Source organism: Streptococcus marmotae (assembly GCF_001623565.1).
GTDB classification, from domain to species: Bacteria; Bacillota; Bacilli; order Lactobacillales; family Streptococcaceae; genus Streptococcus; species Streptococcus marmotae.
On the sequence record NZ_CP015196.1, the window covers coordinates 580,699 to 601,525 of the forward strand.

At 41.3% G+C, this 20,827-nt stretch carries 25 protein-coding genes and 1 pseudogene; 6 read left to right on the top strand and 20 right to left on the bottom strand.

Annotated elements, in window-relative coordinates; genetic code table 11:
• Window positions 1-106 precede the first annotated feature (106 nt).
• The 14 genes and pseudogenes from purR to rnpA form a co-directional block, all read right to left on the bottom strand.
• Entirely contained in the window at window positions 107-919 is an 813-nt protein-coding gene (gene purR / locus A4H00_RS02930) for a pur operon repressor (protein ID WP_067087081.1), read from the bottom strand.
• A gap of 164 nt (window positions 920-1,083) precedes the next feature.
• Window positions 1,084-2,025 (bottom strand): 3'-5' exoribonuclease YhaM family protein, encoded by a 942-nt coding sequence (locus tag A4H00_RS02935; protein ID WP_067087083.1) that lies wholly within the window; start codon window positions 2,023-2,025, stop codon window positions 1,084-1,086.
• Window positions 2,015-3,034, bottom strand: a pseudogene (locus tag A4H00_RS02940) (DNA recombination protein RmuC); the annotation flags it as partial. The pseudogene A4H00_RS02940 and the gene A4H00_RS02935, both read right to left, overlap by 11 nt.
• A gap of 217 nt (window positions 3,035-3,251) precedes the next feature.
• Window positions 3,252-3,884 carry a thiamine diphosphokinase gene (locus tag A4H00_RS02945; RefSeq protein ID WP_067087090.1) on the bottom strand — a complete coding sequence of 211 codons (633 nt, stop codon included), beginning with the start codon at window positions 3,882-3,884 and terminating at the stop codon, window positions 3,252-3,254.
• Entirely contained in the window at window positions 3,877-4,536 is a 660-nt protein-coding gene (gene rpe / locus A4H00_RS12065; protein WP_067087092.1) for a ribulose-phosphate 3-epimerase, read from the bottom strand. The genes A4H00_RS02945 and rpe overlap by 8 nt, the downstream gene beginning before the upstream one ends.
• A 15-nt stretch (window positions 4,537-4,551) precedes the next feature.
• The gene (rsgA, locus tag A4H00_RS12070) at window positions 4,552-5,427 is read right to left on the bottom strand and encodes a ribosome small subunit-dependent GTPase A (protein ID WP_067087095.1); all 876 of its coding nucleotides are present in this window, start codon (window positions 5,425-5,427) and stop codon (window positions 4,552-4,554) included.
• A 171-nt stretch (window positions 5,428-5,598) separates the two neighbouring features.
• The gene (gene rsmA / locus A4H00_RS02960; RefSeq protein ID WP_067091416.1) at window positions 5,599-6,474 is read right to left on the bottom strand and encodes a 16S rRNA (adenine(1518)-N(6)/adenine(1519)-N(6))-dimethyltransferase RsmA; all 876 of its coding nucleotides are present in this window, start codon (window positions 6,472-6,474) and stop codon (window positions 5,599-5,601) included.
• A 244-nt stretch (window positions 6,475-6,718) separates the two neighbouring features.
• Window positions 6,719-7,246: a DUF1697 domain-containing protein gene (locus A4H00_RS02965; protein ID WP_067087098.1), complete on the bottom strand. Its 528-nt coding sequence runs from the start codon at window positions 7,244-7,246 to the stop codon at window positions 6,719-6,721.
• On the bottom strand, window positions 7,239-7,799 hold the full coding sequence (gene rnmV, locus A4H00_RS02970) for a ribonuclease M5 (RefSeq protein WP_067087101.1): 561 nt from the start codon (window positions 7,797-7,799) through the stop codon (window positions 7,239-7,241). The genes A4H00_RS02965 and rnmV overlap by 8 nt, the downstream gene beginning before the upstream one ends.
• A gap of 1 nt (window position 7,800) precedes the next feature.
• Window positions 7,801-8,574 carry a TatD family hydrolase gene (locus tag A4H00_RS02975; protein ID WP_067091419.1) on the bottom strand — a complete coding sequence of 258 codons (774 nt, stop codon included), beginning with the start codon at window positions 8,572-8,574 and terminating at the stop codon, window positions 7,801-7,803.
• A gap of 685 nt (window positions 8,575-9,259) precedes the next feature.
• The gene (gene rpmH, locus A4H00_RS02980) at window positions 9,260-9,397 is read right to left on the bottom strand and encodes a 50S ribosomal protein L34 (protein ID WP_018368178.1); all 138 of its coding nucleotides are present in this window, start codon (window positions 9,395-9,397) and stop codon (window positions 9,260-9,262) included.
• A 240-nt stretch (window positions 9,398-9,637) separates the two neighbouring features.
• A complete protein-coding gene (gene jag / locus A4H00_RS02985) occupies window positions 9,638-10,594 on the bottom strand; it encodes an RNA-binding cell elongation regulator Jag/EloR (protein ID WP_067087103.1) in 957 nt (318 codons plus the stop codon).
• A gap of 18 nt (window positions 10,595-10,612) precedes the next feature.
• Window positions 10,613-11,425, bottom strand: a complete 813-nt coding sequence (locus tag A4H00_RS02990; RefSeq protein ID WP_067087106.1) for a YidC/Oxa1 family membrane protein insertase — start codon at window positions 11,423-11,425, stop codon at window positions 10,613-10,615.
• A complete protein-coding gene (gene rnpA / locus A4H00_RS02995) occupies window positions 11,409-11,768 on the bottom strand; it encodes a ribonuclease P protein component (protein WP_067087108.1) in 360 nt (119 codons plus the stop codon). Before rnpA ends, A4H00_RS02990 begins: the two co-directional genes overlap by 17 nt.
• A 153-nt stretch (window positions 11,769-11,921) precedes the next feature.
• Between rnpA and A4H00_RS03000 the strand changes: the two genes are divergently transcribed.
• On the top strand, window positions 11,922-12,428 hold the full coding sequence (locus tag A4H00_RS03000) for an NUDIX hydrolase (RefSeq protein WP_067087111.1): 507 nt from the start codon (window positions 11,922-11,924) through the stop codon (window positions 12,426-12,428).
• Here the strand turns inward: A4H00_RS03000 and A4H00_RS03005 are convergent.
• Entirely contained in the window at window positions 12,414-12,716 is a 303-nt protein-coding gene (locus A4H00_RS03005; RefSeq protein ID WP_067087114.1) for a hypothetical protein, read from the bottom strand. The genes A4H00_RS03000 and A4H00_RS03005 overlap by 15 nt on opposite strands.
• 227 nt (window positions 12,717-12,943) lie before the next feature.
• Here A4H00_RS03005 and A4H00_RS03010 point away from each other — a divergent pair, with 227 nt between their 5' ends.
• From A4H00_RS03010 to A4H00_RS03030, 5 genes are all read left to right on the top strand, one after another.
• The gene (locus A4H00_RS03010) at window positions 12,944-13,330 is read left to right on the top strand and encodes a MerR family transcriptional regulator (protein WP_067087116.1); all 387 of its coding nucleotides are present in this window, start codon (window positions 12,944-12,946) and stop codon (window positions 13,328-13,330) included.
• A 192-nt stretch (window positions 13,331-13,522) separates the two neighbouring features.
• Entirely contained in the window at window positions 13,523-14,377 is an 855-nt protein-coding gene (locus A4H00_RS03015) for a DNA adenine methylase (RefSeq protein WP_067087118.1), read from the top strand.
• Window positions 14,367-15,176, top strand: coding sequence for a DNA-methyltransferase (locus A4H00_RS03020; protein WP_067087121.1), 810 nt, complete (start codon window positions 14,367-14,369; stop codon window positions 15,174-15,176). Before A4H00_RS03015 ends, A4H00_RS03020 begins: the two co-directional genes overlap by 11 nt.
• A complete protein-coding gene (locus A4H00_RS03025; protein WP_067087124.1) occupies window positions 15,173-16,081 on the top strand; it encodes a type II restriction endonuclease in 909 nt (302 codons plus the stop codon). Before A4H00_RS03020 ends, A4H00_RS03025 begins: the two co-directional genes overlap by 4 nt.
• A gap of 25 nt (window positions 16,082-16,106) precedes the next feature.
• Entirely contained in the window at window positions 16,107-16,418 is a 312-nt protein-coding gene (locus tag A4H00_RS03030) for a MerR family transcriptional regulator (RefSeq protein WP_067087127.1), read from the top strand.
• Window positions 16,419-16,439: 21 nt separating this feature from the next.
• On the opposite strand, the gene gltX is transcribed toward A4H00_RS03030, so the two are convergent.
• From gltX to A4H00_RS03055, 5 genes are all read right to left on the bottom strand, one after another.
• On the bottom strand, window positions 16,440-17,900 hold the full coding sequence (gene gltX / locus A4H00_RS03035) for a glutamate--tRNA ligase (RefSeq protein WP_067087129.1): 1,461 nt from the start codon (window positions 17,898-17,900) through the stop codon (window positions 16,440-16,442).
• 93 nt (window positions 17,901-17,993) lie between these two features.
• On the bottom strand, window positions 17,994-18,677 hold the full coding sequence (locus A4H00_RS03040) for a LiaF transmembrane domain-containing protein (RefSeq protein ID WP_067087131.1): 684 nt from the start codon (window positions 18,675-18,677) through the stop codon (window positions 17,994-17,996).
• A gap of 4 nt (window positions 18,678-18,681) precedes the next feature.
• Window positions 18,682-19,128, bottom strand: coding sequence for a LytTR family DNA-binding domain-containing protein (locus A4H00_RS03045; protein ID WP_067087134.1), 447 nt, complete (start codon window positions 19,126-19,128; stop codon window positions 18,682-18,684).
• A gap of 166 nt (window positions 19,129-19,294) precedes the next feature.
• Window positions 19,295-19,936, bottom strand: a complete 642-nt coding sequence (locus A4H00_RS03050; RefSeq protein WP_067087136.1) for a ribonuclease P — start codon at window positions 19,934-19,936, stop codon at window positions 19,295-19,297.
• A 36-nt stretch (window positions 19,937-19,972) separates the two neighbouring features.
• The gene (locus A4H00_RS03055) at window positions 19,973-20,728 is read right to left on the bottom strand and encodes a TIGR00266 family protein (protein WP_067087139.1); all 756 of its coding nucleotides are present in this window, start codon (window positions 20,726-20,728) and stop codon (window positions 19,973-19,975) included.
• Window positions 20,729-20,827: the final 99 nt, after the last annotated feature.

The following is a 20,827-nucleotide window of genomic DNA, read 5'->3' on the forward strand; positions in this document are numbered from 1 at the left end:
CACGATTGAATCCCATTCCCCAGATTGCAAGGCTATCAGCTATTGCAATTACCTACAGTTTCGTTGTCTAATCACATTTTGATTTTTGACGAGTATCAACGTATCCTCATTTAAAAATATTGCCCAATTCAACATCAACCTTATTTTCTTTGACATCAATGTTGGTAACAGCAAGCAATGACTTGTAATTTGCTACATTGCGGGCTCCTTTTTGGTTTTCTGCAAAAACGGCTACACCAGCTAAGCTACTGTCAAATTCTGATAAGAGGCTGATCATCCCGTTAATGGTTCCACCATTTTTTAAGAAATCATCGACAATCAAGACACGGCTACCAGCCTTAAGACTGCGTTTAGACAGAAACATTTTTTCAATTCGATCGCTAGAGCCTGAAACGTAGTTGACAGAAACCGTTGAGCCTTCTGTAATCTTTAAATCACGTCGCACAATGACAAAAGGAACATTCAAGACATTGGCAACCGCATTGGCTAACGGAACTCCTTTTGTCGCAACCGTCATCACTGCATCAATTTGCTCATCCTTGAAGCTATTTGCAATAATACGTCCGACATTTTTCAAAATATGAGGGGTTGAAAGCAAGTCAGAAGAATAGATATAACCACCTGGTAAAATCCGGCTACTTTCCGCCATCTGCCCCCGTAATTCTTCGGCAATTGTAAGAGACTCTTCCTCTGAAATCGAAGGAGTAAAAATGACACCACCACTTGCCCCTGTAATGGTTTCAATATGCCCAATCGCACTTTCTTCAAAGGCTTTTTTAATAATGGCAATATCCTCTGAAATCGACGATTTGGCAGAACTATACTTCTCTGCAAACATATTTAAACTTGTCAATTCATAAGGGTGATTGATGAGATAATGAGAGATGACAACCATTCGTTCACTTCTTCTTAATTTCATAGTCGATTCCTTCTTTGCTTTTTTAATATTATATCATAAAAAAGGAAAAAACGAACTTTTTTTATGCATTAGCCCGTTTTTTTCGTATTTTATTGATACTCTACATCTAGCAAGTTGCATTATTTTGTATTCTAACCGAATCAGTCATTTGATTAGCTATCTATTCAGTCAATATCTGGTTTATAGAAAGCACGATTGTCCATGGCAAAGATTCGACTGGTCATTTCCCCCGGTCCCACCTTATCCAAGGCTGTTAACATCATCATCATCTCCGCATCGATATTGTCAATCATATGGAGAATTTCTGCTTCCATAATCTGCGGACGAACAGGACTGCCATATTCAAGTAAGCCATGATGACTAAGAATAACATGGCGTAAAACTGTCACTTCTTCCTTGGTATCATCGATTCCTAACTCGATTAGTACCTTGGTAATCTCCTCGTCAATCAGAGAAATATGACCGATAAGATTGCCTCGTACGGTGTAGTTGGTATTGTCAGGACCAGATAATTCAATGACCTTGGCTAAATCGTGTAGCATAATTCCTGCGAACAACAAACTCTTATTGAGCCGGGGATAAATGTCTCCAATCTTATCTGCCAAGCGAACCATGGTTGCTGTGTGAAAAGATAGACCTGAGTAAAAGGCATGATGGTTCGTTTTAGCAGCTGGATAAGAATAAAATTCCTGGTCATACTTGCTATATAAGGCACGTACAATACGTTGCCAGACAGCATTTTCAATCTGAAACATCATCTGACTTAAATACTTGCGCGTATCTTCTACATTGACAGGTGGCTTTTCCTTGAAATCCGCCGGATCAGACGGCTCACCCGGTTTTGGTAACCTTAAGATAATTTGATTTACCTGAGGTGTATTGTTGTATACTTCACGCCGCCCCTGCATGTGGACGACAGTACCTGCCGTAAAATCTTTAATCTTTCCTGGTTGGGCATCCCATATTTTTCCTTCAATCTCTCCAGTATCATCTTGGAAAGTCAAGGCAAGATAATCTTTTCCAGCCCTTGTCTGCCGAACATCAGCTGTCTTAATCAGATAAAAGCCTTCAAAGAGCTCATCTTTTTTCATTTGGTTAATTTTCATCTTCTTCCCCTTCCTCCTGGAAATTCAATAGGGTAAACGAGTCCGTATCATCTGGTAATTCAATATGGCGCAGGGTACGCTCAATCGCATTGGTCCGCCGTGTCAAGAGGTCGTCTAGATTACCTGAGGCATGCTGTAAATGACGCTGAGCCTTCATCAATACTGTCCCAAATTTGCCAAATTCTGACTTGACATTCCCCAGAACCTTACTGATGTCATCAGCAGACCTCTGGATATTCAATGTCTTAAATCCGACAGATAAGGAATTCAAGAGGGCAGATAAGGTTGACGGCCCTGCCACCACAATATGCTCTGCCCGCCGCAGTTCATCAAAGAAAATCGGATTACGAACCACTTCAGAATACAGACCTTCTGTCGGTAAAAAGAGAATCCCAAAATTCGTCGTTGCTGGTGGATTCAAGTACTTCTGCTGAATATCCTTAGCAAAGCGTTTGACAGAAGCTAAGAGATGTTTACGGTGCAACTCAATCTGCTCCTTGTCACCCGCCTCATACGCATCTTCTAAACGATAGTAATCTGCCAGCGGAAACTTGGAGTCAATAGGAAGGTAAACCGCATCCTCTTTCGTATGCCCCGGTAATTTAATCGCATATTCTACCCGCTCATTAGAACCTGCTACTGTAGCAAATTCTCGTTCGTATTGGGAGGGTGTTAAAATATCTTCGATAATTTGTCCCAATTGCAACTCGCCCATAATCCCACGCGTTTTAGTATTTGAGAGAATTTTGTTGAGTGCTCCAACATCGCGCGCTACCGTCTGCATTTCTCCAAGACCACGGTTAACGGATTCCAATTGCTTTGATACCGTTTCAAATGAGGCTTGCAAGCGAGTTTGCAAGGTTTGTTCTAACTTTTCCTCGACCGTCTGACGCATTTCTTCCAGTCGCTTCTCATTCGAAGCCTGAATAGCCTGTAAACGCTGGTCTGACACATCACGGTTCTGCGACAGTAACTGGTGCATTTCCTGCCGCAGGACTGTCAATTGTTGGTACAACTCCCTACGTAAATCAGTCATATCCTGATGTAGAACTTGTTGCTGGGCAAGAGTCTGTTGATTTTTTTGATCTAAAAGATAGGTGAGCTGGTCTGACAGATGGTCTGCCATATCTTCTGATTGTATCGATAAGCGCTTCATGTGTTGCTCTAGACGGAACAACGTAAACACTGAAACCATTATTGCTACAAAGGCTAGGATATCCGCCATTTTACCTCCTATCTCGACTATAGATGAGCACAACATACCCTTTATCTATTGTAAATTCGATTTCTTTTCCGATAAATTCATTACTGCTGTAACATTTTTTGAAAAAATAATTGCTCTCATTCAAGGGATATTTGGCATGAGAGATACTCAAGCGACTGTCATCAGACGGCATAAAGGACACATAGGTCATTCCCTCAATCGGAGCAATTGTATACTGTCCTGCTGGATAAAAGCGGACAATGTTCACATCATCCACTAGCTCAATCTGCCGCATATACGGTGCTAATGCCGGTTCACTAGCGAGAAAGAGATTGCTCATCATGTGATCCAAACGGCCACCAAACGCTCCAAAAATGGTGACAGTTGCTCCTTGATAACGTGCGAAGACTTCTTTCAGCGCCAGTTCCAAATCTGTATCATCTTTTTCTGCCGGTGCCTGCACAAAAACTCCCGCAGTTTGGGCAATACGCTTGCGCTCCTCATCCGTCACCGAATCAAAATCACCCACTGCCATATCAAGAGGCAACTCTTGCTCCAAAAGATGAAGCGCCCCCCTGTCCACTCCAACAAAAAAATCGTAATCAGGCGAAATAGCTCCTCTATCTCCCCCTGCAACAAGAGCAATATTAATCATGGAGAGCTGCTTTCAAGGTCGTAACATTTGCTTGCAAGTCTCCCTTAAACAAGTAGGAACCTGCCACAAAGACATTTGCCCCTGCTTCTTTCGCAGATACAATCGTCTTGTTGTCAATGCCACCATCTACTTCAATATCAAATGACAAGCCCTTTTTCTCACGCAAACGTGCTACTTCCGCTATTTTTTCTGCTACTTCAGGAAGATAGGCTTGGCCACCAAAACCTGGATTGACTGTCATCAATAATACCTGATCTACCATATGCAAGACCGGTTCAATCAACACGACAGGTGTTCCTGGGTTGATAACGGCACCTGCTTTCATACCTGTAGCACGAATTTTTTGCAAGGCTCCATGAAGATGTTGGGTCGCTTCCGCATGAATGGTCACAATATCTGCACCTGCACGCGCAAAATTCTCAATATGCTGCTCTGGATTAGACACCATCAGATGGCAATCAAAAACTAGCTTGCTATGTGGGCGCATTGCAGCTACCACATCCGCACCAAATGAGATATTGGGGACAAAATGCCCATCCATAATATCAATATGGACATACTCCACACCAGTTGCCTCAAGACGTTTCAATTCTGCTTCAAAATTCGCATAATCCGCAGCAAGGATCGAGGGAGCAATTTTATAATGTGACATAGGAATTCCAACTTTCTATTTCATTTTTTTACTGACTTTTTTATAGGTTTCACGCACATTTTGAATTTCCGATAAAAATTGCAGATAATTGTCGTAGCGACTTTGGGAAATCACCTGTTTTTCCACAGCAGGCTTGACAGCGCAATCTGGCTCATGCGTATGGGTGCAGGTCCGAAATTTACAAGCTTGACTTTCCTTGGCAATTTCTGGAAAACAATCATTCAGTGCCTCTGCCTCTTTTACTTCGTAATCGAGCGAAGAAAATCCCGGAGTATCAGCAATTTTTCCACCATAAACGTTATAGAAGCTGACAGCTCGTGTCGTATGGCGTCCCCGACCCAAACTATCTGAGATTGTACCTGTTTCCAATTGCAATTCTGGTGCAATTTTATTGAGCAAGGTCGATTTACCAACCCCTGTCTGCCCCATAAATACCGTTACCTTATCCTTCAAGAGAGGTATTAATTCCTCCAAACTGGAAACAAAATGATAGCCGATTTGCTCATAAATCGCACGATAACCGTCCAACTCGTCTTGCTTTTCCAGCAAATCCATCTTTGAGATGTAAATGATTGGCATCATATCTTTCTGCTCTAGCAAGACTAGGAAGCGATCCAAGAGATTGGCATTGAAATCAGGCTCTTTGGCTGACATGATAACAACTGCCTGATCAATATTGACAATTGGCGGTCGTACCAAGCTGTTTTTGCGCTCATAAATCTTTAAAATATAACCCTCTGACTGCTCTTCTGCAGAAAAGTCGACAATATCTCCCACGTAAGGCGTTTGCCCTTTTTTTCGAAAATTCCCACGCGCTCGTGTCTGATAAATCTGCCCGCCGGACTCTACGTAGTAAAATCCAGCAAGGGCTTTCATAATAATACCTTGCAAATCTGCTCCTTTTATTTCCAGTTTTAGCGATTAGCAAGCCGATTCTTCCTAATCACCATTTCATTGCATATACTTGCTCTTATTATATCAAAAATCAGGCAAAATAGCCCATATTAGCTAGTAAAATCAAAGAAAAACGAAGCCAACCCTAGCCTCGTTCCCAGTATTCTCCTATCCTAACCCCGCTGCTTTCAGCGCATCACTCAAGCGAGCAAAATCTGCCAAAGTAAGAGCCTCACCGCGTACTGATGACCGTAAACCTGCTGACGCAATCGCTGCTTCCAACTTTTCTTTAACCCCATCTGCCTTTCCAAAATAACTGGTCAGATTATTCCACAAGGTCTTGCGACGGTGGGTAAAGCTAGCCTTTGCCACCTTGAAAAAGAATTTTTCGTCCGTCACTGCGACCGCAGGCTCTGGACGTCTGGTCATTTTCAAAATCGCACTATCCACATTTGGAGCAGGGACAAAAACCGTGCGTGGCACGATAAAGGCTACTTTAGCGGTCATATAATACTGCACCGCAATAGACAAGCTGCCATAAGCCTTGGTATTGGCCTCAGCAGAAATCCGGTCCGCTACCTCCCGTTGCATCATCACGACAAATTCGCTAAATGGAATTCCACTTTCAATCAAATGCATCAAAATCGGAGTCGTGATGTAGTAAGGAAGATTGGCCACTACCTTAATCGGTAGCTCAGGATTTTTAAACTGCTTGATATGCTCTACCAAATTGGTCTTTAAAATATCCTGATTGACCACCGTCACATTGTCAAAATCACGCAGTGTATCAGCCAAAATCGGCACCAGTCGGTCATCAATTTCAAAAGCCATGACCTCCGCTGCCCGCTCTGCCAAAAATTCTGTCAAGGCCCCAATTCCTGGCCCAATTTCAATCACATTGACCGACTCATCAATCTCAGCCGTATCTACAATCTTCTGTAAAATATTTGTGTCCGTCAAAAAATTCTGACCAAAGGACTTCTTAAACGTAAAACCATGACGCTCCAAAATCGCGCGCGTCACACTATAATCTGCAATTCTCATATAAGATACCAAGGGCGTAAAACGGACAAAGCCAAAATAGGAGTTTTTGTACGGAGATGCTGGCATCTACAAAAAAACTATCTTTTGGGCACAGGCCGTAGCCCGGGTTCAGTTCCTTTCTGTTTCTAAAAGTACATACAAACTAAAAAGCCACTATTTTCTCGACACTTTTAGCTCGTATTCAATTCCTTTCTTTAGATAGTAAGCCCATAAAGAACGAGGCAATCAAATTTTTCTCAGTTCCTTACATATTCATCAATCGTTCTACGACACTCAGTTTGCGTGCCGTCATGGTACTGCCCAAATATTTTTCGAGATAATTGGTGTACAACCGTTTCTTTTTCGCATCACGTGGCAGATACAAGTACAGGCATTCGCTTCCTTGAACCAGCTTCTCATCGCCAAAATCCTCCTGAAGCAGTTTGTCGAGTTTAGTTTGGGCAATAGTGTCATTTGTAAAAACCAAATGAATCCTAGTTCTGTCGTGTGAATCATCAAAGGGCTGTTCAGCCGCCGCCCTTTCCAATTGCTGGGGTGTTTTAACAACTACCGCCAAATCAGCCCCAATCTTCTCACGTATCACATCGTGAACAGTCTGCTTGATTTCTTCGTCTGACTTCGTGGTCTGTAACACGATATTCCCACTTTGAATATATGTTTTGACTTCTTCAAATCCTACTTTTTGTAAAATTTCTACAAGATAAGACATCTTGGGAATGCGATTTTGCCCTGTCGGCGTTACACCACGCAATAGTATCACTTTCTTACTCATACCCCTCCATAACCTCTTCCACTTCCGCCAAAGAAATGCCAAACATCTCAAGGCGTTTCAAAAGTTGCTTGCCATTGGTATAGCCAATACGGAGCTGTTCTCCAAGGTATTCCCTGCGTTTGCGGCTGTCTAAGCCTGCAAGAAAGCCTAAACGAATCAAATCACTCCGTGTGATGTCAAAACTCGATTGTTTCTCCGCTACATCCAGCACCTGTGAGAGTGCCCGATCCAAATCCTCAAAAGCAGCATGTTCAATCCCGAGCGATTTTCCCTTGGTTTTAGAACTGGGAGCCGCCTCATCTCGGTTTAAGAAGGCATGTTTTGCCGTTGGAACAGCTGCCATGATCATCTTGCGAATCCGCTCCCCGTTAAAGTCCGGATCTGTAAAAACAATCACTCCATGTAAGTCATTCAAGCGCTTGATCCGCTCAAGATCCTCCTGCGAAATGGCCGACCCTCTGGTTTCGTAGGTTTCTACTTCGTAAAACCGTTTGAGGTTAGCCGTATCATCTCGACCTTCGACTACGATAATTTCTGCTATTTTCCGCTTCATATCAGTCTTTTAACCCAAACAACTCTTGTGCATTAGCGTAGGTTCTATTGGCCACTTCTTCCACAGACAAGCTACGGAGCTCTGCAATCTTCTCCACCACATAGCGGGTATAGGCTGTACGATTTTCCCTCCCACGCTTAGGAACAGGAGCTAGATACGGTGCGTCTGTTTCTACCAAAATCTTATCAAGTGGCAAATGAAGTGCAGCTTCTTGGATGTCTAGGGCCTTCTTAAAGGTGACAACTCCTGAAAAAGAAATGGTCATCCCAAGCTCGATAAACCGCTCTGCCATTTCCAAAGAACCAGAGTAAGAATGCATAATCCCACCACGAGAGCCCACCCCCTCACTCTTGATGATGGCATAAGTATCCTGCAAAGCATTCCGAGTATGGACAACAAAGGGGAGACCTACTTCTTTGGCCAAGGCAATCTGCCGGCGGAACACCTGCTCCTGCACCTCTTTAGGCGCTGTCATCCAATGATAATCCAAGCCAATCTCACCTAAAGCAATGACTTTTTCATGAGTAAGACGCTCTCGCAAAAACTGCTCCACCTCATCCGTGTAACTAGCAGCTTCTGTCGGATGCCAACCAATGGTCGCATAGACCTGCTCATAGCGCTCTGCCAAGTCTAGGGCACGTTCAATCGTCGGCCGATCAAACCCCACTACATTCATTCGTGTTACACCCATTTCTTTGGCTAATTGCAATTCTTCCTCAATACGCCCTTCAAACTCTTCCACATTTAAGTGGGTATGGGTGTCAAAAATCTGAATCATCTTTTTCTCCTATAATTTTGGTAGTTACCCAATCATATTCTTTCTTCTTTTTGCTAGTTTCTGAGATCATACGAGCACAATCTGCAACCGTCATTTTTAATCCTCGGTCTAAAAAATATCATTTTAGGCTCACTTCTTTCGCGGTTTCTCTAAGATATGACTATGTTCAAATACCAACAAAATAATCATTTCAATGAACTAGTGATACTCTATCAAAATCACAATCTGACTAGGAGGCTGAGACAAAAGTGCCCAATCTTGCTTCTTTTATAGCTTTAACAGTTTGACGCATATCAATAGTCAGGGGAGTGACGATTGATACCTGAGCTTAGAAATTCGAAAGCGAGGATTATCTGGTTTGTAAAACATTGATAAATCAACATTCTAGCAGAAGAGGCTAGCGAACATTTCGCTAGCTCTATTTCCAACCTTGCGGGGGTGGGGCTAAACTAATCCAGAAATAAAGAAGTGAGGTAAATCGATTTCTTCGAAATCACGATTGAGACCCACTCCTATTTCCAACCTTCAACAGTCCGCTGGACTGTTGAAGCAAAGCAAGTTAGCAACGTCAGATTTTGAATGTTGACGAGTATGACACCCGCAAACTCATTTATTCTATTATACCGTTTTTACGACAAAAAAACCAACAGACTCGAGTTTCTGCTGGCTTTTTATCATTTTATTATGCCACTGCAAGCACTTTGCGTCCTTTACGACGACGAGCTGCTAACACGCGACGGCCGTTTTTAGTTGACATACGGTTACGGAATCCGTGTTTGCGTGCGCGACGGATTTTACTTGGTTGAAAAGTACGTTTCACGATGAATACCTCCTCATAGATTTTGTATTCGTTTAGCCGGCTAGTTTTGATCAGTTACTAAACATACCTAACTATTCTATCTGATTCTACTAGCTTTGTCAAGTTATTCTCGCTCAACATTCCTCTAAAATTGGAGAATTTACCCTCTTTTTATGAAAATACGTCGGAAATACAAGAAATTTTCAGGAAAATAGAGCAAAAAATAAGAAGCCAAGCACTACTGCTCAACTTCTATTCCCTTTAATCTTGTTTTCCATCAATATCGACCACGACATAGCGATTCGGCTCATTACCTTCTGAATAACTGGTCAAACCGTCCATTTTGGAAATAATGCGGTGGATAATTTTCCGTTCGCTACTTGACATTGGGTCAGTATGATAAGCTTCTTGCTCTTCTAACACCCGCTCAGCTAGCTTTTGAGCGTAGCCTTGTAAGACTTCTGCACGATGTTCCACATAGTCATTGACATTAATAGTGATATAAAAATTACGTTCATAGCGGTTATAGAGGAAATTTTGCGCCAATAGTTGCAAGGACTTCAAGACCTTCCCATGATAACCAATCACGCGACCTGGCTCGTCTGTGTCAACTTGAAGATTGATGGTTCGGCGATTGTGTGTTGATTCAATGCGCGCTTCCACGTCCATATCATCCAAGATTTCTTGGATATAGTCTGAAACTTCAACAACCACTTGATCAATATCATACTGTTGCTCAACCTTAATATCCAAATCTTCAAAACTTGTCGTCTCCGTTTCAGCGGCCGTTTGGTCAAGCAAGTCTTCATCTTTGATAATTTCAATGCGACCTGTTTCCGCTAAAATCGTCTTAGGATCTTTTTTATTTTTTAAAATTTTCTCCTTGACTGCATCTTCCAAGTGCTGACCAGATTTTTCAAATTCTTTTACAGCTGCGACAACTTTGCCAAGATCAACCGTTGCTTCTGATACACTTTTGACCGGTTCATTCAGTTCATTAACTTCACTTGGCACACCACGTACTGCTTTTTGATTAGCCTTGACAACGGTCGTTTCATTGATAACATCAATATCCACCTTTGCAGGTTGTTTTCCAAAACCTAGGAAACCTTTCTTCTCACGGGCAAGTACAGTAATATGCGCTCTTTTGCGAGGAATATTCAACTCTGCTAATCCATTTTGGATTGCTTCTTCAACTGTTGCTCCTGTAAATTTCATCTTCTCTCTCCTAATATCCTATTTCTTTTTGCGTGCTTTTTTCTGAGCTTTGCGAATCTTAGCCTGACGTTCCCGTTCGGCTTCGATTTTTGCTTGACGTTCTGCAATGATTTTAAAGGGATTGTTCAAGGCCAAGATTTGGAAGACTTGGTAGGCATTTGATACCGTCCAGTAGAGGGTAACACCACTTGCTGCCGTAAGGGCAAATACCAAAATGAGCACGGGCATGGCATACATCATGACCGTCATCGCACCATTGCGTTCTGGCGCGGCCTTATTACTTAACCACATACTTAAGAAAGTAAGACCAGTGGCCAAAATAGGCAAGATGTAATATGGATCTGTTGCTCCAAGGTTTAGCCAAAGGAAATGTCCAACTCTCAGTTCTGGCACCCTCGTCAACGCTTGATAGAGGGCAAGTAAGATGGGCATCTGGATAAAGACAGGAATCATGGATGCAGACATTTTAACGCCATTATCCTTATAAAGCTTCTGAGTAGCTTCTGTCAGAAGTTGTCTACTTTCCAAATCTTTTCCTGGATACTGCTCTTGAAGAGCTCGTAACTGGGGTTGCAATTCCTGCATCTTCCGAGAAGAGGTCATCTGCATTTGGAAAAGTGGCAAGAGTAAAGTCCGAACGAGAATGGTAAAGAGGATAATCCCTATTCCCAATTGTCCATTAATTGACAATAACTGAATGATGCTTGCAAACCAATAAATCAGTCGTTCCCAAGCATCGGTCGATTGGCTGGTTACATCTCCTCTGCCACAAGCTGTCAGTAAGAGCAAGGACAGGGTGAGTAAGCTCGCCCATTTAATGTTCTTTTTCAAGCGAAACACCTTCCTGGTATAAATTAGCTAGTTTCAAAACATGTAGAAGATTTTGTTTTATTTCGTGATAGGATAGATTTTCCACCCCTTTACGAGCAATGACTACAAAATCATCCGTTGCTAGATAAGGAGCGCTTTCTATCAAAACATGCCGGATTTTACGTTTAATTTTATTTCGCGTTACTGCATTTCCCAATTTTTTACTGACAGATAAACCGACTCGGAAATGCGCTTGTTCTTTCGCTAATCGGTAGACAACAAACTTCCGATTGGCCACATTCTTACCCTGTGTAAAAATATCGTTAAAATCACGTTCACGCTTCACACGATACGTTTTCTTCAAAATCTAACTCCATCTTTCAAAATTACTTCTATTATACCATATTTTTTAAAAAAGCCAATAAACTGCTTAGTTATGCCCTTTTTCGCGTCTTTGTGAAATTTTTTGAAGAATTTATGGTATCCTATTTTTAGACTAAAAAATGAGGAGCAAAACATGGCAGAATACTGGAACGCCTACTTGGCAAACGGACAAAAGACAGAGCATATCCTAGAGCGAGGAAAAGCAATCCCTCAAGGCCTTTACCACCTGGTCGTGGAATGCATCCTCGTTCATACGGACGGCAGTATCTTATTCATGCAACGAGACGGCAAAAAAGCCTCCTACCCTCATTACTATGAAGCAACCACAGGCGGCTCTGCCCTACTTGGCGAAAGTTCTGAAACAGCTATTCTGCGTGAAATTGCAGAAGAAACCGGTATCCATCTACAGACTGATCAGCTCATTCATTACCACCACTTTGTGGCCCACGATGACCAGTGTATCTTTGACCTCTTTTGGGCGAAGGTTGATAGCAAAAAAGATACGATTACTCTCCAAGACGGAGAAACAAGTGATTTCGTCTGGGTGGCACCAGCAGACCTTCCGAACTTTTTAGAAACCCAACTCGTCATTCCACGGCAAAAAAGCTACATTGAACAGTTATTTTTAGAAAAAGAATAATCCCAATACGAGCAACAGACTGATGAGACCGTGGACAACAAAGTGAGATAGGTGCATCTGACCAAAAACAAATTTTTCTACTAAAGGACGAATGAACCAAAGAAGGACTAAGCTAGTAATGAACACTCCCTGACTGACAACTCTGGTAAATTGCCCTAGCAAAGCCAGAGACACCAGAGAGACTGGCATTGCATAAACCAGTCGCCAGAGTGCAGAAATTCGCTCTTTCATCCATAAAGCAGCCAAAAATGACAAGGTAACATACAAGAAAGTCAAAAACTGAAACATATCTTTCCTCCTTTTTCACTATTACACCATATAGACTGAACTCAAGTCCAACTTCCTTTATCAAAGCTAGTAAAACAGATTGACGCAGTGGTTGATTGGTATCTTTATTCGCTTTTTAAGCTCCAAAGATAACCTAATCAACTGTGCGGGGGTGAGAATACGAACTCTATTTAACATTTTTGAGTTCTTTCTCACTCCCCCTGTCAAGCATCTTTGAAAGGAAACGAGTGAAAACTGGACACATCACCCAAACCTACAAGGTAAGCCGAGATACGCTTCGATTTTATATCAAGAAAGGATTGCTCGCACCAACTATCCAAGAAGGTCACTATCGCTGGAGCGAGCAAGATTGTCAAGAACTTGAAAACATTCTCCAACTGCGAGAACTGGGCCTTTCTATCAAAGCCATTCAACGAATGAAAGAAGTTCATGACACCATGTGTGGCACTAGAGAGCAGTGGATAGAAAACCGTCAGGTCCTACAAAAGGAAGTAGCTGAACGCAGGAAAATGATTCAGCAACTCGAAGCACAAATCCATAACATGAGCGAGTTGATTAACCAACTCGATAAAAAATTAGCAGGTTCAGAAAATGAAACTAGGCAGAAAACTTAGCACTGGTAGATTATCATGCTAATAGTGAACAATTCTTCAGTATATATCTGTCTAGGAATGGATTTCAATTAAATATCAGTGTAAAGGCTCAAAATAGGAATAAAGAATTATCATCTACTTTTGCTCACTTTACACTGCTTTTATTCTCAATTCAAGTGCAAAAACTCGTTCAAGATATGATACAATATACACATGAAAATATTATCTAAAAAGCCATCAACTTTACAACCTTTTACAAAATGGACAGGTGGAAAGCGACAGTTACTTCCAATCATTAAATCTCTTATGCCAGAATCGTATAAGAATTATTTTGAACCATTTATTGGTGGAGGAGCTCTATTTTTTGATTTAGCCCCCAAAACTGCTTACATCAATGATTTCAATAGCGAGTTAATCAATTGTTATCAACAAATAAAAAACAATCCCGAGCAGTTAATTGACTTATTAACTAACCACAAAGAGAATAATTCTAAAGAATATTATTTAGATTTGCGATCTGTTGATAGAGATGGGCGAATTGATAAGATGTCAACAACCGAACGAGCTGCACGTATTATGTACATGTTGCGAGTTGATTTTAATGGTTTATATCGGGTTAATTCAAAAAATCAATTTAATGTACCTTATGGACGATATAAAAATCCCAGAATAGTTGATGCAGATCTAATTTTAGCAATTTCAAAATATCTTAACACAAATGATATACATATTTTGAACGAAGACTTTGAGGATGCTGTTCAAAATGTTGATTCTGGAGATTTTGTTTATTTCGATCCACCCTATATCCCCTTATCAGAAACAAGTGCGTTCACATCTTATACACATGAGGGATTTTCCTATAAAGATCAAGTTAGATTGCGAAACACCTTCAAAATGCTGTCTGAAAAAGGTGCTTTTGTGATGCTGTCAAATTCATCCAGTCCTTTAGTCGAGGAATTATACCAAGATTTTCATATCCACACAGTAGAGGCAATTCGAACGAATGGTGCTAAGACCTCTAGTCGAGGAAAAATATCAGAGATTATCGTAACGAACTATGACAAATAACGAATATAAGTATGGAGGAGTTTTAATGACTAAACCATACTATCACAAAGATAAAGCAATTCTTGTTCATGCCGATACTTTTGAGTTCTTGTCAAAAATGAAACCTGAAAGCATGGACATGATTTTTGCTGATCCACCCTATTTTCTAAGTAATGGTGGAATATCGAATTCAGGAGGGCAAGTTGTTTCAGTTGATAAAGGAGATTGGGATAAGATTGAGACATTGGAAGAAAAACATGAATTCAACCGAAAGTGGATTCAATTAGCTAAAAAAGTTTTGAAACCAAACGGAACAATTTGGATTTCTGGCAGTTTTCACAATATCTATTCTGTCGGAATGGCTTTGGAACAAGAAGGATTCAAGATTCTCAATAATATAACATGGCAAAAGACAAACCCCGCTCCCAATTTATCTTGTCGCTATTTTACACACTCAACTGAAACCATTCTTTGGGCTAGAAAAAATGATAAGAACGCTCGGCATTACTATAATTATGATTTGATGAAAGAGCTGAATAACGGCAAACAAATGAAAGATGTTTGGACAGGTTCATTGACAAAGCAGTCTGAAAAGTGGGCTGGAAAGCATCCTACTCAGAAACCCGAGTATCTGTTGGAACGAATCATTTTAGCTTCAACTCAAAAAGGTGATTATATTCTAGATCCGTTTGTAGGCAGTGGAACAACTGGAGTTGTTGCAAAACGATTGGGAAGAAAATTTATTGGAATAGATGCGGAAAAAGATTATCTCAAGATAGCTAAACTACGATTAGAGAACGAAACGAAGGAGATTCTATGAGATTAAATAAGTATACGAATTTATCATCAGATGAAAGATTAAAGACATTTTTATCAACACTATCCGTAACAAATCGTACTCCAGAATACTATGTAAATTGGAATAAAGTTGAGCGGGAAACCAGACAATTTGAATTAGAGTTAAATACGCTTAACTATCTAATCGGAAAAGAGAATATCCATGAAGAAGCTTTTAGCTTATTTTCAAAACAACCCGAGTTATTGAAAGCAATCCCTAGTCTAATAGCTAGCCGTGATAAAGTTCTAGATATTTTGACTATCGATGAAAATGATAATATGATTTTTGATCAACTTAATTTTTCAAAAATTGATTCAGACCGCATCATGGAATATGTTGATTTCACAGAACAATCTGGACTACTGAACTTTCTACAAAATAAAGCAAATCGCTCGTTAGTTGATTATGTCTATGGCGTTGAAGCTGGTTTAGATAGTAATGCTCGAAAAAATCGTAGTGGAACAACTATGGAAGGTATTTTAGAACGCCACGTTGCCAGACTTACTAATGAACTAGGGCTAGAGTGGAAAGCCCAAGCTACTGCCCCCTTTATTAAAGATCATTGGAATATAACCGTCCCTGTTGACAAGTCTGAACGTCGTTTTGATGTGGCTATCTACTCAGAAAAGAAACACAAATTATGGTTGATCGAAACAAATTATTACGGAGGTGGTGGAAGTAAACTCAAAGCTGTAGCTGGTGAATTTATAGAACTTAGTCACTTTATTACAAGTTCGATTGATGATGTTGAATTTGTATGGATTACGGATGGACAAGGTTGGAAAACTGCTCATTTACCTCTTTCGGAGGCATTTGGACATATTGTAAATGTATTTAATCTACAGATGTTAAAAGAAAATTTTCTGTTGGATCTTCTAACTAAATAACAGGACTTATTACCATAATCATGATATGTTTATAACAAAAAAACTACTTACGCCAACTATCCAAGAAGGTCAATATCGCTGGAGTAAGCAAGATTGTCAGGATCTTGAAAACATTCTCCAACTGCGAGAACTGGGCCTTTCTATCAAAGCTATTCAACGAACGAAAGAAGTCCATGACACCATGTGTGGCACTAGAGAGCAGTGGCTCGAAAACCGTCATGTCTTACAAAAAGAAGTAGCTGAACGCAGGAAAATGATTGAGCAACTAGAAGCACAAATCCATAACATGAGCGAGTTGATTAACCAGCTCGATGAAAAATTAGTAGAAAAAGCCTAGGAATTTCCCAGGCTTTTCATATTATTTCGTAATTTCTGTCAGCATATTGTCCAAATGCTGGATTGATTTTTCACGACCGAGTAGATAAATCGTATCTGGTAATTCCGGTCCGTGCATCTCGCCTGAAACAGCGATACGGATTGGCATAAAGAGGTTTTTCCCTTTGATCCCTGTTTCTTTTTGAACCGCTTTGATTTGCGGGAAGATATTTTCAGATTTGAACTCTTCCTCGGTCATGGCTTCTAATTTTTCCTTGAAAGCATTGAGGACTGTCGGTACCGTTTCTCCTGCCATGACTTCTTTTTCAGCCTCTGTTAAAGCTGGAAAATCTTCAAAGAAAAGATCGGTCAATGGCACAATTTCATCAACTGCTTTCATTTGCGGTTTGTATAATTCCACCAATTTTTCAGCCTTATCTGTCAAGCGACCTGCATCTGCCAAGAATGGTTTAGCCAGTTCGAAAATCGTTGCAAAATCGGCATTCTTGATGTAGTCATTGCTCATCCAGTCCAACTTCTTCTGATCAAAGGCTGCTGGAGACTTGCTGAGACGGTTTTCATCAAAGAGCTGAATCAATTCCTCACGAGAGAAGATTTCATCCTCTCCACCAGGATTCCAACCAAGAAGGGCAATAAAGTTAAAGACAGCTTCTGGTAGGTAGCCTTTCTTGCGGTAATCTTCAATGAATTGCAGCGTATTGGTATCACGCTTAGACAACTTTTTACCCGTTTCAGAATTGATAATTAAGGTCATATGACCAAATGCTGGTGCTTCCCAACCAAGGGCCTCATAGACCATGAGCTGTTTAGGGGTATTGGCAATATGGTCATCTCCACGGATAACGTGGGAAATCGCCATCAAGTGATCGTCAATCACAACAGCAAAGTTATAGGTTGGATAGCCATCTTTTTTCTGGATAACCCAGTCGCCACCGATATTTCCACCTTCAAATTCAATCTCACCCTTGACCATATCTGTCCATTTATAGATACCAGCTTCATTTACAGCTAGACGAACGGTTGGCACAATCCCTGCTGCCTCACGTTCTGCAACATATGCCGCTTTTTCTTCAGCTGACATCCCAAGATACTCATTGATATAGCGCGGCGTTTCACCGGCTGCTTCTTGGCGCTCACGCTCAGCCGCTAATTCTTCCTCGGTAACATAAGACTTATAGGCCAAGCCTTTTTCCAATAACTCATCAACATATTGTTGGTAAATCTCAAGACGCTCTGACTGACGGTATTGTTCGTGGGTTTCTGGACTTTCATCCCAATCAATTCCCAACCACCGTAGATTTTCCAACTGCGAACGCTCTCCGTCTTCGACATGGCGCTTACGGTCGGTATCTTCAATCCGAATCAAAAAGGTTCCGCCATGATGACGAGCATACAAGTAGTTAAAGAGCGCCGTCCGCGCATTTCCGATATGTAATAGCCCTGTTGGACTTGGTGCGTAACGCACACGAATAGGTTTTGTCATTTGCTATAAGCTCTCCTTGTCAAAATTCAATACCACCATTATAGCACATATTCCCCGCTTTGAGCCAAAAAATCAGCCGCAAGGGCTGATTTCTTATAAGCTGATAATTTCAAGGGTCGAAAATGCCAAATCAGCTTTGACCACGAGTTTCTTGTCAAATACGGTAGGAGGAGATACCTGCTGAATACTGCTAAAAGCCTTATCTGCCCTGACTTGCACCAGCCAAGTAGCTGGCACGTAGAGTCGAACAGTTGAAAATGCAGCATCCACTTCAAATACCGCCTCCTCACCAGCCATGACAGCATTGTCAAAGTAAATCGTCGCACTACCAAAAGCGACATCAATCGTGTCACGTACAAAACTTGTGTCGTGAATGTAACGGGTTGAGCTACCAAAGGCTACACTATCTTCGTCTTCGACCATAGCTTCTTTTCCACCACTTGCGACAGACTTGAAATCTCCCAAAAAGCGAATATTTCTCCGCTTGGGCTTAAAGAGAATGTGACAACCCAGACAAGCCAAAATAGCACCGACAATGATTGTCTTGGTATCCACCACTAAAAAATGATACTGCTTGTTCAGCAAGATAAACAACCAAGTTCCAAAGAAGAAACTATCGTACAATCTTCTCCTCACCAGACCATTCACCGAGCCTGCTACCAACACGACAAGCCAGACTATTTTCCAAATGGAAAAATCAAACCGTGGCAAATAATTTTGAAACAAGACCAAGCCTGACAAGGTTAACAAGCCAATTCCCAATACATACTTTTTCATAGGACTACCTCAATTCCTGTAATCTTTCTTTTAATAACTGATAATAATGCCGTGAAACATGAACCACCTTGTGCGTATCCGCAAATCGAATCCGACTGGTTCCCGAAAAGGATTTATCAAGTGAGTACACCAATCGTACATTCGCAATACTGGACTTTGAAATCCGGCAAAATGTAATCGGTAAGATTTCTTCTAGTTCATACAGCTTTAATTTTACCTCGTAGGCATCAGTCTTTGAATGGGCAAAAATCTTTGCACCATCTGTCTCGAAGAACAAGATTTCTTCCAACTTGACAAAATACTCACTCGATTCCTTATAAAAAACCAAGGACGGCTGATTCATCTTTGACAAAAGGCTTTGTATCTGGTTTACCTGATCGGTCAAATTCGCAGTCCGGATGACCACTTCGACATCGTCAAGACCATCATCTAGTTCAATCCGTATCTTCATAACTCCCTCCTTATTTTTTATACAGATTATTATAACAGGATTCGCTTCAAACACAATACCAATTCAGTAACTGGTCCATTTTCACCAGTAAGTGGTCATAATCTTCAAGGAAAATAAAAAAAGAAGAACCTGCCCGCAATTCAGCATGGCATTTCTTCCCTTCTTTTTAATCGTCTAATGGCATTCTGGTGGCCTGATAATATGGTTGCAAGGTTGCAAAGGCTTCTCCTAACTGAGATAGGACTGCTTCGATAGAGGCTGCCTCTGTCAAATCCACATCCACCTTGACCAAGACCTTACGAATCTTATCTTGAGCTAGTTGTTCAAGCAATAAGGCACGATTGGCTTCTGTCCCTGCTACTCGTCTGCTTTCACCATTTTCCTGTACCATATAATAAAGAGAGTCTGTTACTGCGACTTGTAAGACTTGATTTTGCTTGGCTAGACTTTGCTCATCTTTTTTGCGCTCCACAAAACTCACCTCTACTGAGATACCATAAGCTCTTTGATCCCCATACAACCGTAAGGCAAACATCGGCTCGCTGACAGCTCCTTCTGCTTGAAAATAGGTCCAAAAATGAGGCCTTGCAATCTGGGCTTGGTTCATCCATTGACTCGTACGGTGCATGTCTAAATGTGGTTGAAACCGATGAAAAGCCTGGGCTAGTTGCTGAAATTCCTTACGTGCAGTCTGAGCTACGTGTTTCATCTCACGCATGCTCTCTTCTAATTCTCCTGCCTTTTCAGGTGCCATATATTTGTCCCCTTGGTAGGAAAGAAAAGCTGCTAGAGCAGGAAATAAGGCCATACAAACTCCTTTTTATGTTCTACTTATCCGCAGATGTTACAAAAATGCATCCAATAAGGTGGTCTTTCCGCCACCATCTCCACCACCTGTGATAATATGGCTTCCGATGATTTGAGCGAAGGTTTCAATGTTTAAGCTCTGAACGTAGATTTCACCGTAGCCAGTAAACGTATTGACTACTCCCTCACCTGTACCGATAGACTGCAAAAAGCCATTTTCAAGATGAATATCATAGTTCAACTCTCTACTCCAAGCAACGACATGGGCATTGTCAATCGTGATACTTCCTCCGTGTAGTTCCAATTTTTTAATCGAACCAAAGGCATTCGCAAGTAGAGTTCCTTGTCCTTCTGTTGTCATCACGAAGAAACCACCTTGTCCACCAAACAAGGCACGCCCTACACTTTGACGCTCCATTTTATACTGGGCAGATCCATCAAGGGCTAAAAAGGCACCGTCATTCAGGCGATATTGCTTGGTACCCAATTCAAGGGCAATTACTTGACCTGGCATAGAGGGTGCAAGGGCTAGCTTGCCGTTATCAGCGCTTGAAATAGCTTCTGTGATAAACATTGACTCGCCAGATGTCATAGAGCGACCAATGGCTCCCATTAACTTACCAAGCCCAGACCCGCCACGCGCATTCAGTTTTGTATTCAAGGTCACACTCGGTGTATGGTAAACCATGCTTCCCCGCTGAATATAAGCTGTCTCGCCTCTTTCTAGGGCAATTTCAACAAGCGGAAATTGCATATTGCTATCAATAGTATAATTCATTCGATTATCAGCCATTGTAAGGTCTCCTTTTGTATCGTTTGTTTAATACAAGTATACACTTTTCCTCAAAACCTGTCAAGCCTGATAGCAGATGAATTTCCCATTTTCATTGAA